This window comes from Rhodococcus baikonurensis (genome assembly GCF_040489275.1).
GTDB classification, from domain to species: domain Bacteria; phylum Actinomycetota; class Actinomycetes; order Mycobacteriales; family Mycobacteriaceae; genus Rhodococcus_F; species Rhodococcus_F baikonurensis.
Window position 1 is genome coordinate 1 of record NZ_JBEUOQ010000011.1, and the last position, 19,161, is coordinate 19,161.

A 19,161-nucleotide genomic window follows, 5' to 3' on the forward strand; every position below is an offset into this window, starting at 1 on the left:
GTAATGCATGCAGGTGACTGGTACTAATAGGCCGAGGACTTACCACAAAGAAGCTACGCGTCCACTGTGCGGTATCTGAAACAACACACAGATACCTTGATTTCGATCATCCATCATCGACCACCCTGAGATATTCACCGGTGGTGGGTGTGTGGAGGATCTGGATCACAGGTTGGTTACTGTGACAGTTTCATAGAGTTACGGCGGTCATAGCGAAGGGGAAACGCCCGGTCCCATTCCGAACCCGGAAGCTAAGCCCTTCAGCGCCGATGGTACTGCACTCGACAGGGTGTGGGAGAGTAGGACACCGCCGAACACAACGTAAGAGAAGCCCCCCAACCAGTCATGGTTGGGGGGCTTTCTCATACCCAAAACACACCCGACCGCGTGCGAACGGTACCTTCGTCACCTCAGATCGACCGAACGTACCGTTCGCACGATCAGGGCAGGGTACTGGCGGCACCGTCGCGGCCGGCGCACCACCCCGCCCGACGTCGAGCGAACGGTACATCCGTCGCCTCAGATCGACCCAACGTACCGTTCGCACGATCAGGGCAGGGCAAAGGCAGTGCAAAGGCAGACGGGGTGAGGAAGATGCCGGCGCCGAAGCACGTAGCGACTTATTAGCCAAGGTACAGATTGTGAACCCCCTCATAAGTTCGAAGTACTCTCCGATTTTGTGCCTTTGTCCCTAGCACTTTGGCCTAGGCTGAGTGACATGGTGGGGTTGAGCAGCTCGAGGGTGTCGCATTTGCGACTCGTTCCGACGGAACCGGAAGAACTGCAAAGGTTTGTTCAAGAAGTTGGCGGAGAGCGTGGGGGCTTTCCGTTTGCGCGCTCGTTGCGTTCGCAGCGGCGCTCGGTTCCAGCGCAGTACGCGATCCGTATCAGTGTCGACAATGTTTCCACTCAGATCTGGCGACGAATTCTCGTCACCTCAGATCTGAATCTGGATGACCTGCATTCCGTGGTCCAACGAGCAATGGGGTGGAGTGACCTCCATTCGCACGCGTGGTCCAAGTCCGGGAGCCGATTTCCGGGTGAGGTCGAAGAGTACGTGGCGTCCGGAAGCAACGCAGAACAGCGCCGCCCCGGTCGAGTGGCGGTCGTGGAGTCCGCGGTACGCCTCGACGAGGTCATGGTCTTGCCAGGTGATGAGCTCAGCTATCGATACGGACGTTACGGGAATTGGCGCCACACACTGACTCTCGAATCTTCGGACCGCCTGCCCGACGGTTTTCAAGTTGTGTGCGCCGCGGGTCGCGGCGCATGTCCTCCGGAAGAATGCGTCGGGCCTGACGAGTACGAGCAGCTCCTCGGTGTCCTCGCTTCGGAGAAGCTGCGCTCCCACGAGTGGACCCTCGAATGGCCGCAAACTGAATTCGAGCCGACACGATTCGAGATCGCCGAGGTCAACGGTCGCCTGTCCGACAGGCGTACATCTCGACCGGACGAGATCGTTGCGCCGTACGACGTTGCAAAGCTCGTCGAATGCCTGGAACCCGCGCGAGTCCCGGAATTGCACGCGGTTCTGGACCGAGCCGGCATCGAAGATCGGTCGGCAGTCGGAGAGCTGATCCACCTCGAAGCCGGCCACCGCCTTCAGGCGGTCCTGACGCTGATCGGTGTCGAAGGGATCGAGGCGGATGATTTCTTCACGACCGTCGATGCGATGCTCGACGAACCTGAACTGGGACCTGTCAATCTCCCCAAAGGGCGATCACTCTTCGCGGTACTCAAGAGGTTTGGCCTGGTGCGAAAGCACAAAGGGCAGATTGTTCTGACGAGGCGGGGACAGTCAGCTCAGCGGGACGCGTCGACGATGTGGTCGGTAATCGTCGAGGGGGTTCCGGTTGCGCCGGGTGGCTCGCAGCGGGCGGTGGAGCTCCTTGCACTCCTCGCAGTTGCGGCCGGCATGTCGCCGTCAGATCGTCATCGCTTCGTCTCGCGAGCGCTCGAACCGATTCGCGCGTCGAGCATCCTGATGTCTGGAGCTCAGACCTCCAAACGTGACACATCGGGGAGCACTGTAGAGGTGCTTGGCTTGATCGGGGCTACGGGCTACGAGCTGGGGAAGTTCGGCACCAAAGCGGACTCGTCCTGGGCTCCCTATCTCGCGAGGGCGATTCTGCAGCGTTAACTTGAGCACGGACCCAGACAACTGAAACGGGGTTCGATCCGGAAATGCCGGATCGAACCCCGTTTCGCGTACAGATAGAGATCAGATGTTGACGCCGTAGTCGCGGGCGATACCGGCGAGTCCGGATGCGTATCCCTGTCCGACTGCGCGGAACTTCCACTCGCCGTTGTGGCGGTAGAGCTCACCGAAAAGCATGGCGGTCTCGGTGGAAGCGTCTTCCGAGAGGTCGTAGCGTGCCAGCTCGGAGCCATTCGACAGATCTACGACGCGGATGTAGGCGTTGGTGACCTGCCCGAAGGACTGGAGCCGGGCGTCCGCGTCGTGAATCGAGACGGGGAAGAAGATGTTGGTGACGTTGGGCGGTACAGCCGGGAGGTCGACGTTGATGACTTCGTCGTCGCCGTCACCTTCACCGGTGAGGTTGTCGCCGGTGTGCTCGATGGATCCGTCGGGCGAGCGAAGGTTGTTGTAGAAGACGAAGTGCAGGTCGGAAAGGACCTTGCGTTCCGGGCCGGTGACCAACGCGCTGGCGTCGAGGTCGAAGTCGGCACCACTGGTACTGCGTGCATCCCAGCCGAGACCGACTGCGACCTTGGTGAGGTTGGGTGCGGCCTTCGACAGAGATACGTTGCCGCCCTTGGCAAGTGTGACGCCCATTCAGGTTCCTCTCGTTCGAACGAAGTGAATTTCTTCGCTCGGGAGTTCTGTGTTGTCCGTTCTCGACTCACATTACCGTGAGCGGGTGGGTGCGGTTCGACCGAATAGGCACCTCACTCGAACAGCGCGCGAAGATCCTCGGCGTCGAGTCCGGTGCCGAGTGTCCCTTCGGCGTCCATGACATTCGAGAACAATGCCGACTTTTTTGCTTTGAGTGCCATGACCTTCTCCTCGATCGTGTCTTTGGCAATGAGACGGTAGACCATGACGTTTCGCGTCTGCCCGATGCGGTGAGTGCGATCGACCGCTTGTGCTTCGGCGGCTGGGTTCCACCAGGGATCGAGGATGAAGCAGTAGTCGGCCTCGGTGAGATTGAGACCGAAGCCACCAGCCTTGAGGCTGATCAGAAAGACGGGCATTGCGCCAGACTTGAACTCCTCCAGGACTTCACCGCGATTGCGCGTCGAACCGTCGAGGTAGCTGTAGGGGATGCTCTCTGCGTCGAGTCGGGCGCGCACCGAACCGAGGAATCCGGTGAACTGACTGAAGATCAACGCACGGTGCCCGCCGGCGATGACGTCGTCCAATTGCTCGACGAGAGCGTCGACCTTGGCCGACGGGACGGGTCCGTTTTCCTCGTCGACCAGCGAGACGTCGAGGCTGAGTTGGCGTAGCAGCGTCAGCGATTGCAGGATCGTGAATCGGTTCTTGTCGACGTCGTCCAGCAATCCGAGAATCTTCTGCCGTTCGCGTTGTAGGTGAGTGTCGTAGATTGCGCGATGACTCGGATGCAACTCGATCTCGAGTATCTGCTCCTGCTTCGGCGGCAAGTCTGCGGCCACCTGTTCCTTGGTGCGCCGAACCATCAGCGGTTTGACGCGCCGTCGAAGTTGCGCCAATCGCTCTGTGTCGCCTCCCTTTTCGATGGGGTTGCGGTAGAGGTCGGTGAAGGTGGTGGGACTGGGGAACAGTCCGGGTGCAGTGATCGCGAGGAGCGACCACAACTCCATCAGATTGTTCTCCATGGGAGTTCCGGTGATCGCGAGTTTGAAAGGTGCGTCCACCGCTCGCGCGCACTGGTGGACTTTGGACTTGTGGTTCTTGGCGAATTGGGCTTCGTCGAGTACCAGTCCGGACCAGAGGACTGCGGAATACGCCTCGTTGTCGAGGCGAAAGAGTGCGTACGACGTCACGACGATGTCTGCCCCGTCGACGAGTGTTGCCAGGTCGGTTCTTCTGCGCCGCAGAGTATCCGTGATGACAGCGGCGTGGAGGGTTGGTGCGAACTTGGCCACCTCGGATTTCCAATTAGAGACCACGCTGGTGGGAGCAACGATCAGAAAGGGCGGCGCCGCTGGATTCGATTGCCGTGCAGCGCAGATCATTGCGAGGGTTTGCAGGGTCTTGCCCAGGCCCATGTCGTCGGCGAGTATGCCGCCCAAGCTGTGCTGCCGGAGGAAGTTGAGCCAGCGGAAACCGTCGACCTGATAGGGACGCAGTGTTGCCGTCAAGGTGTCGGGGACTTCGACGGGATCGATCCCGGAACTGTCGAGCAATCCTGCGATCTGCTTCTCCCATGCTGCTGCTTGATGTTCGACTCTTCCCAGTGTGGTCAATTCATCCCACAGCCCGGCTTGAAACTTGCTGATCGCAAGTTTGCCGGTTGGGCGATCGAGCAGTGACCGCGCTTCGGTGATGAGTCGGTGTAGACCGAGAAGGTCAGGTGCGTCGAGTCGGAAGAAGGCGCCGTCCGGTAGCAGGATGTGGGTCTCACCCTTGCTCAGAGCGGAGAACAGTGTTGTGAACGGAACACTTTGTCCCGCAACGTCGACGGTGACATCGAGGTCGAACCAGTCGGATCCGCTGTTCCCGTCGGGGGCTGACGTACTGAGACCGATTACGACAGCGTCGTCTGCAGAACGATAGTCGGCCGGCGTGCCCGCGACGGTGAGGTCGACGGCGGCGTTCGCGTCGAGTTGGGGGAGGAGGTCGAGTGTGAACTGCATGGAATCGAGACCGGTCAGCGTTCCCGCGAGAGTGGCCTTCGCCCCGGCCGCACCGAGGCTCTTGGCGATGGCATCTTCGGCCACGTGATTGCGGACCTCGGACTCGTCGGTGGATGTATCCGCGGTAGAAATGATCAGTTCGTCGGCATCGACGGTGTACTTCCATGCCGATTCGATGTCGATGCGATGGTTGTCCTCGTACGTGGCGACTAGTTGTAGCCGAGGACCGGACACAGTCGGTGGGTTGTAGGTGCCGTCGGAAGATGTGACGGGAGCGAGGTTTCCGAGTTTGAACACGAACCGTGACGTGAACGCATCCCGATGCTCGGCGGGTATGTCGACTGACTTTCCGGAGTCGATCAACTGCCTCAGTTGGTGGGTTACCGGCGTGTGTAGTGGTGCGAGCGTGATCGCGTTGGCGTCGTCGAGCGTGAAGACGCCATGTGCCGGCGTGCCGACGAGTCCCCAGTCGGAATGAGTGACGATGTGCCCACCGGCCTGAATTCGGGGCGTGAGACGGAGGTTGTCGTCTTCTGCTCCGTGGACGTCGAGGCAGATGTTGGCATCGTCGAGTAGGGAGACGTTGCCGAGGCAGGCCTTCGAGTGAACGAGTGAAACACCCAGGCTGATCGCCTCACGAAGCAGCGACCAGAGTTGCGGGCTCGTGAACCCGGCAAGATCGATTTCCGCGGCATTCTGATTGCGGTAGTAATTGCCGGCGCTGTGCAGGAGATGTATGTCGCGTAGAACCCGGAGGTGATCCGCAGGGAACTGAAAGGTGCTTCCGAGTTTGTTCCAGGCGAGTCCGCCGGAGATCCACCCTCTCGCTCCTGGTTGCACTGGTTTGACGAGGAGCCGTGTCGATGTGCCCTTGGTTCGGGTGCTGAATTGAATGCCGAGTCCGCGAGTGGCACCGAGGTCGGGGTCGGGTCGGAGCAACTGCTCGAGCGCGCCGTCCCACCCGTGTTGTTGTGGCGTCGTGTTCGCCTCGGCCACTGCTGCGAGTACCAACGCAGCCACGTGTTTACAGTTCATCCGCACGGGACACGTGCAGAGGCCGCGTGCGAAAGTTGCGGTACCAGTCGCGCTGCGGGTTACCGAAATCGTGCAGGTGTACGGCTCTCGTGCAGTTCCCGACACAGCGCCGGTCAAGGTATCAGCGGTGTCGTTCCATCCGATGGATTCGACTGCATTCTGCCGCAGGTAGGCAAGACCGCGTTCGTAGGTGGTTGTGCCCACGACAGCGCGAATTCGGTCGAGGTCGAGGGCCCTGACTGAATCCGGTTGCACGGGGCCAGCCTAGTAGCGGTGACCGACAGATCTCTTCGTGGTCATTTGTCCAAGAAAGTCCGAACTGCACGGTATGTTCACGGAAAACATCTTTGACGGTTTGGGAGTTTCATGAGGACTGAGCGGCGTGCGTGGATCCGATCTGCGCGCACAGGTGCGGTGTGTGTGGCCGTTTGTGCACTTTCTTTGCAGTTGGGCGGACTGTCGACGGCAGCGCCGAGTTCCGGGAGCGCGGGAAGCTCGGGAAGTCTGGGCAGCGTCGAGGGCAGCGTGAGTTCGGGGTCGACGATCCCGGGACCACTTCAGGAGGATCCGGGCCCCAAACCGGACCTGCGCGACGACATCGTCGTCCCGGCCATCGTCGGTGAGAAGGTGACCGCACCGCAGGCGGTCAGGCTGACGGTGGCGTCGCCTGCACTTCGACGCGAGGTCGGCGTCGAGATTTTGCTACCCGCTGACAATTCGGTTCCGCGCCCGGCGCTGTACATGCTCGAGGGTGTCGACGCCGGTGAGAAGAGCAGCGGATGGATGACGATCGGCGGCGCTCCGGCGTTCTTCGCCGACAAGAACGTCAACGTCGTGATGCTCAACGGTGGAATCGCGAGCCTGTACTCGGACTGGGAGAATCCGGATCCGCGGCTGGGACTGCACAAGTGGGAAACCTTCATCACCGAAGAGTTGCCACCGCTGATTGACGCACGGTTGAAGACCAACGGCATCAACGCGATTGCCGGCAATTCCATGGGTGCAATGGGTGCAATGATGCTCGCCCAACGCTTTCCGGACATGTATCGTGGCGTCGCGGTTTTCAGTGGCTGCTACTCCACGATGGATCCGCTCGGCCGAACTGCCGTCCAGGCCACGATTTCTTCGCGAAGCGGAGATCCGGCCAACATCTGGGGTGTGCCAGGAGGCCCCGAGTGGGAGGCACACGATTCGTTGATCAACGCAGAGAAGCTGCGTGGCAAGGAAATCTACGTGTCGACGGCGAATGGTCGTCCCGGATCCGACGAGACTCTGCAGACTCCGGAACTACTCGAGCGTCTGGTGATCGGCGGCGGCATCGAGGTTGCTGCGCACGCCTGTACCAAGATGTTCGACGCGCGGTTGCAGGAACTGAAGATTCCGGCGCAGGTGGATTACGAGCCGAACGGCACACATGCGTGGGCATATTGGCGTGAACGACTACCCAAGGCGTGGCCGACCTTGTCCCGGGCGTTGGGCGTCTGACGGTTCGGCAACAGTGCTCGGGTTGTGGGTGCCCACAACCCGAGCGTTGGATCACTCGCAGGCGATGCCGTCGTTGTCCCGGTCGAGATGCGGGGCGTATCCGTTCTGGCCCCGGTACAACGGAGCGGCGCCGGCGTTACGAACGGCTGTGCAGTTCTGGTAGTACCGCGCCGGAGTGTTCTGCGGCGCCGGCTGATTCTGGGGCGCTTGCGGTGCAGGCGGCGCCGGCGGCGCCTGCGGTGCGAAGACAGGGGGAAGGAACGGCTGGACTGCGTCCGCAGAGCCAGTCGGAATCATGCGTGCGATCTCGATCGGTAGGAAATCGAAAACCGTGGATGCCTGTGCGGCGGGTGCGGCAACCAGAGTGATTGCGGCGCAACCGGCGACGCTGAATGCCAGACGGCGGAGCTTCATGTGACCTCGTGTTCAACTGGGCAGCCCTTCCACTTCTGAGGGCTGTGCCGGCTGAGCATACTGGTCATAACGACCAAATGGTTTATTTCGGCAAGGGTGAAATCCGGGGTGAAAAGCAACGTCCCCGCACCGTATTGCTCAGGTGCGGGGACGCTGCTGTTGTCAGCGAGGGTTACGCGTCGACAAGTTCCTCGGCGAAGGGATCACCGTTGCGGGGAGCGTCGAAGCGCTCCTTGTCGAGGATGCCCTCACGCATTGCGACGATGACCGGAACCAGAGCCTGGCCGGTGACGTTGACTGCGGTACGGCCCATGTCGACGATCGGTTCGACTGCGAGGAGCAGTCCGACGCCGGCAAGGGGAAGACCCAGGGTGGAGAGCGTGAGTGTGAGCATGACTGTCGCACCGGTGGTTCCGGCCGTTGCTGCCGAGCCGATGACCGAGACGACGACGATCAGCAGGTAGTCGGTGAAAGTCAGCGGGACGTCGTAGAAGCCGGCGACGAAGATTGCCGCGATCGCGGGATAGATTGCAGCGCAACCGTCCATCTTGGTGGTGGCACCGAGCGGAACGGCGAACGAGGCGTACTCACGCGGAACACCGAGGTTGCGTTCGGTGACGCGTTCGGTCAGCGGCAGAGTGCCGATCGACGAGCGCGAGACGAAGCCGAGTTGAGTTGCAGGCCAGACACCGGAGAAGAAGCTTCGGACCGAGAGGCCGTGCGCGGCAATCAGGATGGGGTAGACCACGAAGAAGACGATGGCCAGACCGATGTAGATGGCGGCGGTGAATACGCCCAGCGAGCCGATTGCATCCCAGCCGTAGGTGGCGACAGCGTTGGCGATCAGTGCGGCCGTACCGATCGGGGCAAGGCGAATGATCCACCACAGGACCTTCTGGACGATCGCGAGCAGTGACGCGTTGAACTCGAGGAACGGAGCAGCCTTGGGGCCGATCTTCAGCGCCGCGATACCGATTGCGCCGGCGATGACGAGCAGCTGCAGGACGTTGAAGCTCAGGGATGTGGTTGCTACTCCCTCTGCGACGGAAGTCTTTGCGCCCAGCCCCAGGAAGTTGTTCGGAACCAGTCCGGTGATGAACGCCCACCACGAACCCGAACTCTTGGGTTCCTTCGCAGCGTCGGCGGCGACGTCGGTCCGCGAACCGGGATCGGTGATCAGGCCGACGATGATGCCGATGATCACGGCGATGAAAGCGGTGATGGCGAACCAGAGCAAGGTCTGCACGGCCAGGCGAGCTGCATTGGCGACCTGGCGGAGGTTGGCGATCGAGCTGACGATGGCGGTGAACACCAGCGGGATCACCGCAACGGTGAGCAGCTTGACGTAACTAGAACCGATGGTCTGTACGGTGCCGACCAACCAGTTGACGTTGCCGTCGGCTGCGTCAGGCATTGCCCGGGCGACGAGACCGATGATGACACCGAGTACGAGACCCGCGACGATCTGCGGTCCGAATGCCGTCGCCCAGGACGGAAAACGGGACGTGGACTTTTCCGGCACGCCGGTGGAGGTGGAGCTGGGCATGACTATGCCTTTCGAAAATCATGGGAGCGAAACGCAGCGCGGCACCAGAGGCCGGGCAGATTCGAAGAAATGTTTCCTGGTACGCGTCAGGTCAGAGCGAGCGCGGACACATTGCGCTCGCCTGCAGGCGAAGGTCGACGTAACGCCGACTGGTCAGGAACAACACTGTCCACACACTACTCGCAGCTTCAACTACTCGATCCCGAGGGTGGTCGCGGGAGTTCGCTTCGTGTTCGTCGGGCGTGCCCCGATCAGTCACTGTTGGTCGGTTGACTAGTCTCGACGATCAGTAGGTGCCGCACCGGCGCCTACGCGTCGGCAAGCGGAAGCGAGAGACCGATGAGCGTTCGGAATGCCGAGTACCCGCGTCCGAAGCATTTCCTGGTGCACCTCAGTGACACGCATCTGGTGGCTCAGGGGGAGTTGTACGACGCCGTGGATGCGTCGACGAGATTGCGCGAAGTGCTCAGCGGGATCGTGGCCTCGGGCGCACGCCCGGACGCACTGATATTCACCGGCGACCTGACCGACCAGGGGCACCCCGACGCATACGCGGAATTGAAAGCCATCGTGGAACCTGTGGCGGCCGAGATCGATGCGCAGGTCGTCTGGGCGATGGGCAATCACGACGACCGCCCTACGTTCAGATCGTTGCTGTTGGGCGAGGACGCCACCGATCATCCCGTCGACAACGTCTACGACCTTGACGGACTGCGGGTGATCACCCTGGATTCGTCGGTTCCCGGTCATCACTACGGTGAGATCACGGATCGTCAATTGGATTGGCTACGAGCAGAATTGGCGGTGTCGGCGCCCGACGGAACAATTCTGGCGCTGCATCATCCGCCGGTTCCGTGCATTCAGGATCTCGCCGTTCTGGTGGAGTTGCGCGATCAGTCCCGGTTGTCAGACGTATTGCGTGGCAGCGACGTCCGAGCGATTCTTGCCGGGCACCTGCACTATTCGACGACGGCGACGTTTGCCGGCATTCCGGTATCCGTGGCGTCGTCGACGTGTTACACCCAGGACTTGAACGTGGAAGTCGGTGGGCAGCGTGGTCGTGACGGGGCTCAGGGGTGCAACCTGGTGCACGTGTACGACGAGACAATCGTTCATTCGGTCGTTCCACTCGGTGCGCACGTGACGGTCGGTGAGCCCGTCGACGCGGCCGAGGGTGCCCGCAGGCTCGGCGCTGCCGGTATTCGAATCCGCGAGAGCGAAAAGGCAGGCCGCTCGATCGTCTGAGGTGGCAGGCGGTTTCCGGCACCCCCGCGCAGTTCTGGGCGATTGCCGGGCGGTCGCGTACTCACTACCGTCGAGGTAGGTGCAGAGCTCCAGCAACAAGGACCGGCTAGCTGGACGGCAACCCTTCATGCCGATGGGGTGCCCCGGAATCACACCTGGCGACACGCGCGGTGCGTGTCGCAAGCGGCAGTCGCCACGAGAACCGTCAGCCAGGTGCTGACGGTTTCTGCGGTCGGCACTGTGCGCTCCCGAGTAGTTCTCGAACAGGAGTATGCGCCGATGACCTCCACCCCCTCCTCTCATCTTGCTCCGTTGCATCTCGCCGTAGCGCTGGACGGTGCCGGTTGGCACCCTGCAGCCTGGCGAGAGCCACACTCGCGCCCGAGTGAACTGTTCAGCGCGTCGTATTGGACCGACGTGGTGACGACCGCCGAGCGCGGTCTGCTCGATTTCGTCACCATCGAGGACAGTCTCTCGGTGCCGGCCAACCCACTCGAACCCGTCGACGACGCGGTTGATCGGGTACGTGCTCGGCTCGATGCGCATCTCGTGGCCGCCCGCCTGGCACCGATCACGAGCAACATCGGCTTGATCCCGACCATCACCACCATTCACACCGAGCCGTTCCACGTGTCCAAAGCCGTTGCCACGCTGGATTACACCTCGCGTGGTCGCGCCGGGTGGCAGGTGAAGGTGTCGGTGTCGGAACCCGAGGCAGCACAGTTCGGGCGTCGCGACATCCCGGCCCTCACCGATGCCGACCGTCAGTCGATCGTTTCCGGCGTCCTCCCGGACTTCGTGCGCGACCTGTTCGACGAAGCTGCGGAGGCAGCTGACGTCGTCCGGAGACTCTGGGACAGTTGGGAGGACGACGCCGAGATCCGCGATGTCGAACAGCGTCGATTCCTCGACCGGGACAAGCTGCACTACATCGACTTCGAAGGAAAGTACCTCTCGGTTCGTGGACCGTCGGTTACACCGCGCCCGCCGCAGGGCCATCCCGTCGTCACCGCATTGGCTCATCAGCGGGTCGCATACGAGCTGGCGGCGCGGACGGCCGACCTGGTGTTCGTGACGCCGTTCGACGACGAGCAGGTCACGGCAATCCTGGGTGAAGTGCGAGCCGCCGAAGAACACGTGCAGCGCACCGGCGAAGCGCTTCGGGTCTTCACCGACATCGTCGTCTTCTTCGATACGACCGAAGAAACAGGGAAGGAACGACTCGCTCGCCTCGACGCGCAGGCCGGCGCCGAATACCGTTCGGACGCACTGACCTTCACCGGATCCGCTGCTGAGTTGGCGGATCTCCTGCTCCGGTGGCAGCAGTTGGGAATCGGCGGCTTCCGGTTGCGGCCGGGCGTCCTCGTGGACGACCTCGACGCGATCGCAGGTGAGCTGGTGCCTGAATTGCAGCGGCGCAGCGCATTCCGTACCGAGTATCCGCAGACGAATCTTCGCGGACTACTTGGTCTACCCATCGACGTTCCCAACCGCTACGCCGCCGGTACTCCGGCCGCCTGACAGACGAGGAATACATTTTCATGAGTTCTCAGAAGCGTAAGCAGGTCATCCTCGGCGCCTACCTCGGCGGCGTCAACCATCACACTGCATGGTGGGATCCGCAGGCGGGCAGCCAGATCGAGTTCGATTCCTTCGAACACACTGCTCGAACCGCCGAGCGTGGGAAGTTCGACTTCTTCTTCCTCGCCGAAGGTCTCGCCCTTCGTGAACGTGCGGGACAGATATTCGATCAGGACATCATCGGTAGGCCGGACACCTTCACAGTCCTTGCATCGTTGGCGGCAGTAACCGAACACCTCGGCTTGGCCGGCACCATCAACGCCACGTTCAACGAGCCGTACGAACTGGCCCGCCAATTCGCGACGCTCGACCAGTTGTCCGGTGGCCGCGCCGCCTGGAACGTCGTCACCTCGTTCGACGCATTCACCGGCCAGAACTTTCGCCGTGGCGGATACCTGGATCGTGCGCAACGATACGAGCGTGCGGAGGAGACCGTAGCGCTGGTGCGTGAACTGTGGGATTCGTGGCGCAGTGACGATATCGTGGCCGACAAAGCATCAGGGCGCTTTCTCGCGCGACCGGATGCCGGTGAATTCGCTTTTCATGGATCACATTTCGACGTGAACGGCCGATTCACAGTGCCGCGTAGCCCGCAAGGGCGCCCGGTTATTCTGCAGGCCGGGGTGTCGCCGCAGGGGCGCGATTTTGCTGCCGGCAATGCCGACGCGATCTTCTCACCGTACGGTCAGTTGCCCGAGGCGGCCGACTTCTATCGCGATATCAAAGCACGTGCCGTCGCGGCCGGACGCGACCCGGGTGACATCAAGATCCTGCCGTCGGCGAGTTTTGTTCTCGGCACCTCGGAGGCAGATGCGATCGAGAAATACCGAGAGATTCGCGACCAGCAGGTCACCGGCCAGACCGCTTTGGTTCTGCTCGAACAGATCTGGAATCTCGATCTGTCGAAGTACGACCCCGAAGGACCACTACCCGACATCGCCCCGGACCCCGAAGCTCCGCCGATCATCCAGGGGCGCGCCTTCATTCACCAAGATCGTTTCGCGACCGTCGCAAAACTGCGCGCGGTCGCGGAGAGCAAGAAGTTGAATCTGCGCGAAGTGGTGATCGATCAGTTCGAGCGTGGACCGATCGTGGGTACACCGCAGCAGGTCGCCGAGAAAATCGATTCGTTTGTCGGCAACGACGGTTCGGACGGATTCATCCTCGGCTCGCACCTCGTACCGACGGGACTCGACGAGTTCGTCGACGACGTGGTGCCGTTGCTGCAGGATCGAGGTGTTCTCCGCAGCGACTACGAAGGAACGACGTTGCGTGACAACCTCGGTCTGCCCATTCCGGTGCAGCGGGAGCATGTGACAGCACGCTGATCGACCGAAGTGGCGAGGGCCCAGCCGAAATCGGCTGGACCCTCGCTTCGTCTAGGCTTCCCAGGGAGCCGGGATGGGGTAGTAGCTCTCCAGAAACTCCGTGATCTTGCGCGTGCGAAGTTCCAGATCGATCTCCGGAGCGCTGCCGTCGTTGAGGCAGAAGAAGTCCATGGAGCGCTTGGCGAGCAGCGAATCCATGTCGCGCAAACCGGCCTTGACCGTCGTGTCGACGTATTTGACGGCTGCGGACTTCTGCACCACCGACCGTCCACTCATCAGTGTGTAGTAGTGATACAGCGAATTGGTCACCGAGATATTGGAACTCGCGCGGAAGGTGCTTGCTGCAGTTGCCGCGAAGTCTTCGGCGAACTCGCGTTCCATCTCGGCCATCACACTCTTGCGCAGTGGCGTCGCTGCATGCTCCAGATGCCTGGTGGTCATCAGACCGAAGCGGTCCTGCAGCAGTCGGCGGTTGACGCGGGCGGCATTCTCGAACCCGCTGCGGTCGTTGTCGTTGTGGCCCAAACCGATTCTGGTGTCGGCCTCGATGAACATGCTGATCCCGCCGGGGGAGAAGAACATGTCCGGGCCGACGGGGCGACCGAAGAACATGTCGTCATTGGAGTAGAGGAAGTGTTCTGCCAGACCCGGAATATGGTGCAGCTGGCACTCGACAGCTTGAGAATTATGGGTAGGCAACACACTTGGATCGGCGAAGAACTTTTCGCTGGGCATGAACGTGACTCGCGGATCGTCGGCAAGCCAGTCCGGACGATCGGAATCGGTTGCGACGAAGATCCGTCGGATCCACGGCGCGTACATGTGGATGGACCGTAGCGCGTATTTGAGCTCGTCGATCTGACGGAAACGCGCCTCTGATTCGTCCCCCTCACCGACGATGTAGTTCTGCATCCGCTTGGCGCGCTGAGCCTGAAACTCTTTGGAAGAGCCGTCGACCCAGGAAAAGACAAGGTCGATATCGAAGCTGATATCGGAGGCATGATCGGCGAACATGTTCTCGATAGTCGGCCAGATCCGGCCGAATCGCTCGACGGTTCCTCGGACAGCTTCTTCGGGGAGGACGGTTCGTCGTGTCAGTGAGTTCTCGACGGGTAGGACGATTTCTTCGTCGGAAATCGACCACAATTCGATTTGAACTCCGATGTTCGCGCCGTAGTTCATCCCGCTTGCGACGTGAACCCGCGGACGGAACAAGCGGAAGATCCGTGACTTGTTGGTTTTCGACAGGGCACCGTCCGCGACCAGGAGTGCTGGGCTCTTCTTCGCGTCGACAGTTTTGGAATAGAAGGGTGCGTTGGCGCATCCCTCGACAAGTGCCTGCCGCAGGTTCTTGCGTTCGGTCCAGCTGACCGCGATGACCGGGCGCTCGTCGTTTCCGCGGACGAGTAGATACTCGATTCCTGCGGCGTCGAGGATGTCGCGGATGAACAGCAGATCTTCGACCATCGCTTCGAGCGGCGTGGTGGTCGTGATCGCGAGGGCAAAACGATTCTTGAATCGGACAGTCTCGGGTAGTTCACCCATCCGTGCGCGTGACGCGGCCGACGCCGGTTCCACGGGATTGGGGCTGTCCTGCTCCGGGGGTACGAAGTAGATGTCGTGCGGAGCGGGAGATTCTGTAATGGGATGCCTTCCGATTCTGATCCAGCTGTGTATCTGTCGCCCCCGACGCTGCGAGAGCGTGGTGGCGACGAGCTCAGTCTATGCCGTCGGCGCCGAAAGTCGGACATGAGTGACGGCGATGGGTAGGGCGGGGCGAGTCGGGTACCCCGAGGACCGAAGCGAGAGTGAAGGAGGAGAACCGATGCGTGTGAAAGCGATGGTCGGAACGGGCGCGATGGCTGTTGCGCTGGCCGCCGGCCCAGTTGCCACAGCTTCTGCTGAAGGCGCCGAGACGGCGGGGTCGGAGGGTTCACCAGAGATGCTGACCTGCGAGGTGGTCTTCGATGCACTGGAAGACATGAGCCCGGAATGGACGGAAGAGGGGATCGATCAGGTCGAAGACTGGTGTGAGGCGATCACCGGCGAAGAAGACTGACACCAACTCGTCGGGGCGAGAATCGCATGAAAATAGGTGAAAGGAATCGGCGGATGAGTGTTGTGCTTAACCTCTACTGTTACTGAATCGATCGAGAATCATACTTTAGTACTACTTGTTGCGATGATTGTCTTGTTGCGATGATTGTCGACGCGAACTTCCTCCCTTTTGCGGGTCGGCGCGAAATATGTCCGACACATGTGGTGATATGTCCTCGTGCAACTGCCATCGGTCGTCCAGCGGTGATCACTTTCTGACGCACGTAGTGAGACTATGTGGGAGACCGAGTGCCGTAGGCGGTCTGGACGACCTGTTGTTTCGAAAGCCCTCCAGTTTTGGAAGACCCGTTTCAATCATTCATTGCAAGGAGTGCTTCGTTGGCGAGTTCACCCGACCCGTTCGACTTCAGTGACTATTCGCGCCCGGAAACAGATTCGGGGACTCGGCGAGAGCCTGATTCGGCCGATTTCACCAGATTTTCGGGGGCGTTCGATCAAGATCCGGGCAATCACCGAGGCTTCGCGCCCTCGGAGTTTGCGCAGTCAGGCTTGAGTCCACAATATTCGAGTAGTGGTCCGGGACCTTTCGGTTCTGACGTCGGACCGGCAACCGTTCGTGCCGTGACCCCGCCGGTCGTTTGGTTGAGCGCTGCGGGCTTTGTGGCGGTGGTCGGCGTTGTCATTGCGCTCTGCTCCTTCGCATCGGGGACTTCGGCCGTCGTTGCCTGGACTCTCAGCGGCATTGTCGCGATAGGCGTTCTCGCAGCATTCACAGCGCGTGATACCCGTGCACGAGCGAGTGCGTTCTACTCACAACCGGTGTGGATCCCATGGGTGGTCCGCGCTGTACTCGTCATTTCCTGTGCCGGCGTTTTGATCAGTGCATGGAATATCGCAGATTGGATTGGACGGCTGTGAGTAAAGTGCGCACCGGTGCGCTGTTGGTTTTCGGGTTACTCGCCCTCAATTTCGTGACCGGGACTGGTGCTGCATCGGCGCTGCCGTCCGACGGTTCAGATTCGGCGGTGGGGGACTTCGGTTCCTGCCTTGCATCCCAGCAAACCGGTGACCTGCTCCTCCTGATCGACGAATCGTCGAGTTTGCAGGCTTCCGATCCCGAAGCTGCGCGAGTAAGTGCCGCTAACTTTCTCCTGGATCGGCTGACCGCATTCGGTTCCACCGCAGCAGTCGATCTCAATGTCGCAATCGCAGGATTTGCCAGTGAGTACAACCTCCAATCGTCATGGACGCCACTGAACGCCGGTTCGCTCCCTGAATTGCAAAAGTCCGTGGATTCGTTTCGGAATCGAAACCAGGGCATCGACACGGACTACTGGAACGCCTTGGAGGGCGCGCGAGGAACGCTCGCCGACCGCCCGCGTACCTCGGATGGTTCCAACCGTTGCCAAGCCGTGGCGTGGTTCTCTGACGGAAAGCTCGATTTTTCGGAGCGCGACGAGAGCAAGCCGTATGCACCGGGGGCGTCTCTGAATTCGGGTATCGGAGTGAACCAAGTGATCGCGGCGGCGACTGAGTCGATTTGTCGCCCCGCTGGTATAGCCGACCAGCTTCGTAGTGTTGGTGTCAAGGTATTCGGAATCGGCCTTGCCGCGGGAACTTCCGTAGCCCAGGATTTCGACCTCATGCGATCGATCACCGCAGGTTTGGCTCCGGATAGCGCAACGTGCGGCAGGGTTCAGGCTCCATCGCCTGGAGAGTTCTTTCTCGCGGAGAACATCGACGATCTTCTTTTTGCCTTCGACACCTTGAGTACACCGGGCCAAGCACCGCTTTCACAGGAAAGCGGTGTCTGTTCGCGTGAAGTTTGCGAGGAAGGCAAGCACAGGTTTGTTCTCGACCGATCGATCAGCGCGGTCAACGTTCTAGGTTTCACTGACGCGGTTGGACTGGTTCCGACCCTGGTAGCGCCGAATAGTGAGAAGTTGCCGCTGCCTCTGACGGCCATTGGGGAGGACGGCCGTGGTCGTCTCGGCGGGGTCGAGGTCGAATACCGATGGGAATCTCCTAACTCGATCTCCTTTGCGATGTCTGACGCCGATTCGGTTCAGTGGCAGGGAGTGTGGGCTCTGGCATTCGTGGATCCGACCGGAGAAGCGTTGCAAGCTCGTTCGAAGTCGAACATCCACATCTCCGGAAACCTGTATCCCGCTTGGCTCGGGCAAAAAACGACGGCAGTTCATTCAGGGGAGAAGACGAGTGCTGTCGAACTTGGTGTCGTGGGGGCCGATCGCAAGCCGATTGACCCCGCGACTCTCCTCGGCAAAGCGCTCTTGTCTGTCGCGATTATTGATTCAGCAGGTCAGACGCATGAGGTCGCTGAGCCGCTCCTCAAAGATCGAATTGGAGACTCGGTAGAGCTGGACCTTTCAGAGGTGCCTGCCGGTAGTTCGATCTTGCGGCTCACATTGAATGTGACTACGGCAGACGCGACGCGGGCTGACGGCGGTGTCGAGCCCGGCACTGAGCTGACGCCTCAGTCAGTCGACATTCCGCTTCAGATCGCTCCACCTATAGGATATCCGTCGGTGCCAGCGCGTATCGATTTCGGCACGCTGGAGGGTGCCGGGAGCTTCGATCGCACGATCAGTGTGACAGGGCCAGGCTGCGTTCGTTTCGATCCAGGTACCCCTGTGGCGCTCACCGGCGTGCCAGACGGTATCGGAACATTCACTGTGGTTGGTGCGAACGGTGATGTGCGATCGGATTGCGCCGAATCCGACGCGGGACTGCCGGTCTCCCTGGCGATCGAGAACGCGGTTAACGGCACTGTCAGTGGAACACTTTCGCTGATGGTTTCACCTGAGGGCGAGAGCGACCGCGAGATCACGGTTCCGGTTCAATTCAGCGCGGACGTACAGAAGCCTGTCGATTCCGCACGCTTCTGGGTGACTCTTGTTTTAGCGTTGCTGCTCGGGCCGGGTATCCCGTTGGTGTTTTTGTACGGGGCGAAGTGGATGACCGCAAAGATTCCGGCAGTGGGACTCAAGGCTCGTCAGATTCCGATCGAAGTCCGCGAAGGGGCCATCCTTCGCGCGGGGCGTCCTTTCGAGTTGGATGAACGCGATTTGGTGGAATCGGTGCGTGGAATGCACAAGTCCGCGCGGGTTCTGGACGCCGACGGGGTTCAGTTGCGGACGCGGATTGGATGGTCGCCAATAGGTGCCGGGTACGTGAGTGCGTCCGTGCCGGGAATGCGTGGCGCGTCGAGCGTTCTGCCCGCCACCGATCGACAAGGAGACGGACGACTTCCCTTGGCGGTTCACAACACTTGGGTTGTCTTCCACGATCCTTCAGGTCCCGCTGGGGCGGCGGTGCTCCTCTTGCTTGTAGGCACTGATTCCGATTCGGCTCGTGTGGACGCCTTGATCGAGGACGCCAGGCGGAGTGTTCCAGCGGCGGTCACACACTTGCGGACTCAGTTCGGTGAAGGATCGGGCTCCGACGGAGAATCGCCGGGTGCTGCATCCGAGCAGCAATATTCCCGACGGGGCGACCCATTCGGTGGGCCTTCCGGAGCACAAGGCGGTGGAACAGGCGGCGATACGGCCACGAGGATCACGGATGCTCCCGATCCTTTCGCGCCACCGAGCGGGTTCGACCCTTTCGCGCCACCGGATGGGCGTGTCAGGTAATGACGTTCAGCAT

At 61.0% G+C, this 19,161-nt stretch carries 12 protein-coding genes, 1 rRNA gene and 1 riboswitch; of the genes, 8 read left to right on the forward strand and 5 right to left on the reverse strand.

Annotation, left to right across the window (positions count from 1 at the left end; translation table 11 throughout):
* Positions 1–199: 199 nt before the first annotated feature.
* Positions 200–316: ribosomal RNA gene (gene rrf, locus ABWI03_RS23180) — 5S ribosomal RNA — on the forward strand.
* A gap of 402 nt (positions 317–718) precedes the next feature.
* Positions 719–2,140 (forward strand): plasmid pRiA4b ORF-3 family protein, encoded by a 1,422-nt coding sequence (locus tag ABWI03_RS23185; RefSeq protein ID WP_298772918.1) that lies wholly within the window; start codon positions 719–721, stop codon positions 2,138–2,140.
* An 81-nt stretch (positions 2,141–2,221) separates the two neighbouring features.
* On the opposite strand, the gene ABWI03_RS23190 is transcribed toward ABWI03_RS23185, so the two are convergent.
* Positions 2,222–2,797 carry a TerD family protein gene (locus ABWI03_RS23190; RefSeq protein ID WP_003940660.1) on the reverse strand — a complete coding sequence of 192 codons (576 nt, stop codon included), beginning with the start codon at positions 2,795–2,797 and terminating at the stop codon, positions 2,222–2,224.
* A gap of 113 nt (positions 2,798–2,910) precedes the next feature.
* Positions 2,911–6,093 carry a DEAD/DEAH box helicase gene (locus ABWI03_RS23195; protein ID WP_298772924.1) on the reverse strand — a complete coding sequence of 1,061 codons (3,183 nt, stop codon included), beginning with the start codon at positions 6,091–6,093 and terminating at the stop codon, positions 2,911–2,913.
* Between the two features lie 111 nt (positions 6,094–6,204).
* Here ABWI03_RS23195 and ABWI03_RS23200 point away from each other — a divergent pair, with 111 nt between their 5' ends.
* The gene (locus ABWI03_RS23200) at positions 6,205–7,323 is read left to right on the forward strand and encodes an alpha/beta hydrolase (protein WP_095971612.1); all 1,119 of its coding nucleotides are present in this window, start codon (positions 6,205–6,207) and stop codon (positions 7,321–7,323) included.
* Positions 7,324–7,374: 51 nt separating this feature from the next.
* Here ABWI03_RS23200 and ABWI03_RS23205 read toward each other — a convergent pair whose 3' ends face one another.
* Together ABWI03_RS23205 and ABWI03_RS23210 are read right to left on the reverse strand one after the other, a co-directional pair.
* Positions 7,375–7,737 carry an excalibur calcium-binding domain-containing protein gene (locus ABWI03_RS23205; protein WP_298772926.1) on the reverse strand — a complete coding sequence of 121 codons (363 nt, stop codon included), beginning with the start codon at positions 7,735–7,737 and terminating at the stop codon, positions 7,375–7,377.
* 172 nt (positions 7,738–7,909) lie between these two features.
* Complete coding sequence (locus ABWI03_RS23210) at positions 7,910–9,283, reverse strand: dicarboxylate/amino acid:cation symporter (protein ID WP_298772928.1); 1,374 nt, start codon at positions 9,281–9,283, stop codon at positions 7,910–7,912.
* Positions 9,284–9,622: 339 nt separating this feature from the next.
* On the opposite strand from ABWI03_RS23210, the gene ABWI03_RS23215 reads away from it, so the two are divergent.
* From ABWI03_RS23215 to ABWI03_RS23225, 3 genes are all read left to right on the forward strand, one after another.
* On the forward strand, positions 9,623–10,528 hold the full coding sequence (locus ABWI03_RS23215) for a phosphodiesterase (protein ID WP_298772930.1): 906 nt from the start codon (positions 9,623–9,625) through the stop codon (positions 10,526–10,528).
* 78 nt (positions 10,529–10,606) lie between these two features.
* Positions 10,607–10,720: riboswitch (SAM riboswitch) on the forward strand.
* Positions 10,703–12,049 carry an LLM class flavin-dependent oxidoreductase gene (locus ABWI03_RS23220; RefSeq protein WP_298772932.1) on the forward strand — a complete coding sequence of 449 codons (1,347 nt, stop codon included), beginning with the start codon at positions 10,703–10,705 and terminating at the stop codon, positions 12,047–12,049. Its footprint overlaps the riboswitch before it by 18 nt.
* Before the next feature lie 20 nt (positions 12,050–12,069).
* A complete protein-coding gene (locus ABWI03_RS23225; RefSeq protein WP_298772934.1) occupies positions 12,070–13,437 on the forward strand; it encodes an NtaA/DmoA family FMN-dependent monooxygenase in 1,368 nt (455 codons plus the stop codon).
* Between the two features lie 51 nt (positions 13,438–13,488).
* On the opposite strand, the gene ABWI03_RS23230 is transcribed toward ABWI03_RS23225, so the two are convergent.
* Complete coding sequence (locus tag ABWI03_RS23230; RefSeq protein WP_020970156.1) at positions 13,489–14,982, reverse strand: stealth family protein; 1,494 nt, start codon at positions 14,980–14,982, stop codon at positions 13,489–13,491.
* A 280-nt stretch (positions 14,983–15,262) separates the two neighbouring features.
* On the opposite strand from ABWI03_RS23230, the gene ABWI03_RS23235 reads away from it, so the two are divergent.
* Both ABWI03_RS23235 and ABWI03_RS23240 read left to right on the forward strand, forming a co-directional pair.
* On the forward strand, positions 15,263–15,496 hold the full coding sequence (locus tag ABWI03_RS23235) for a hypothetical protein (protein ID WP_024488025.1): 234 nt from the start codon (positions 15,263–15,265) through the stop codon (positions 15,494–15,496).
* A 913-nt stretch (positions 15,497–16,409) separates the two neighbouring features.
* Positions 16,410–19,148: a vWA domain-containing protein gene (locus tag ABWI03_RS23240; RefSeq protein ID WP_298772940.1), complete on the forward strand. Its 2,739-nt coding sequence runs from the start codon at positions 16,410–16,412 to the stop codon at positions 19,146–19,148.
* Positions 19,149–19,161 lie beyond the last annotated feature (13 nt).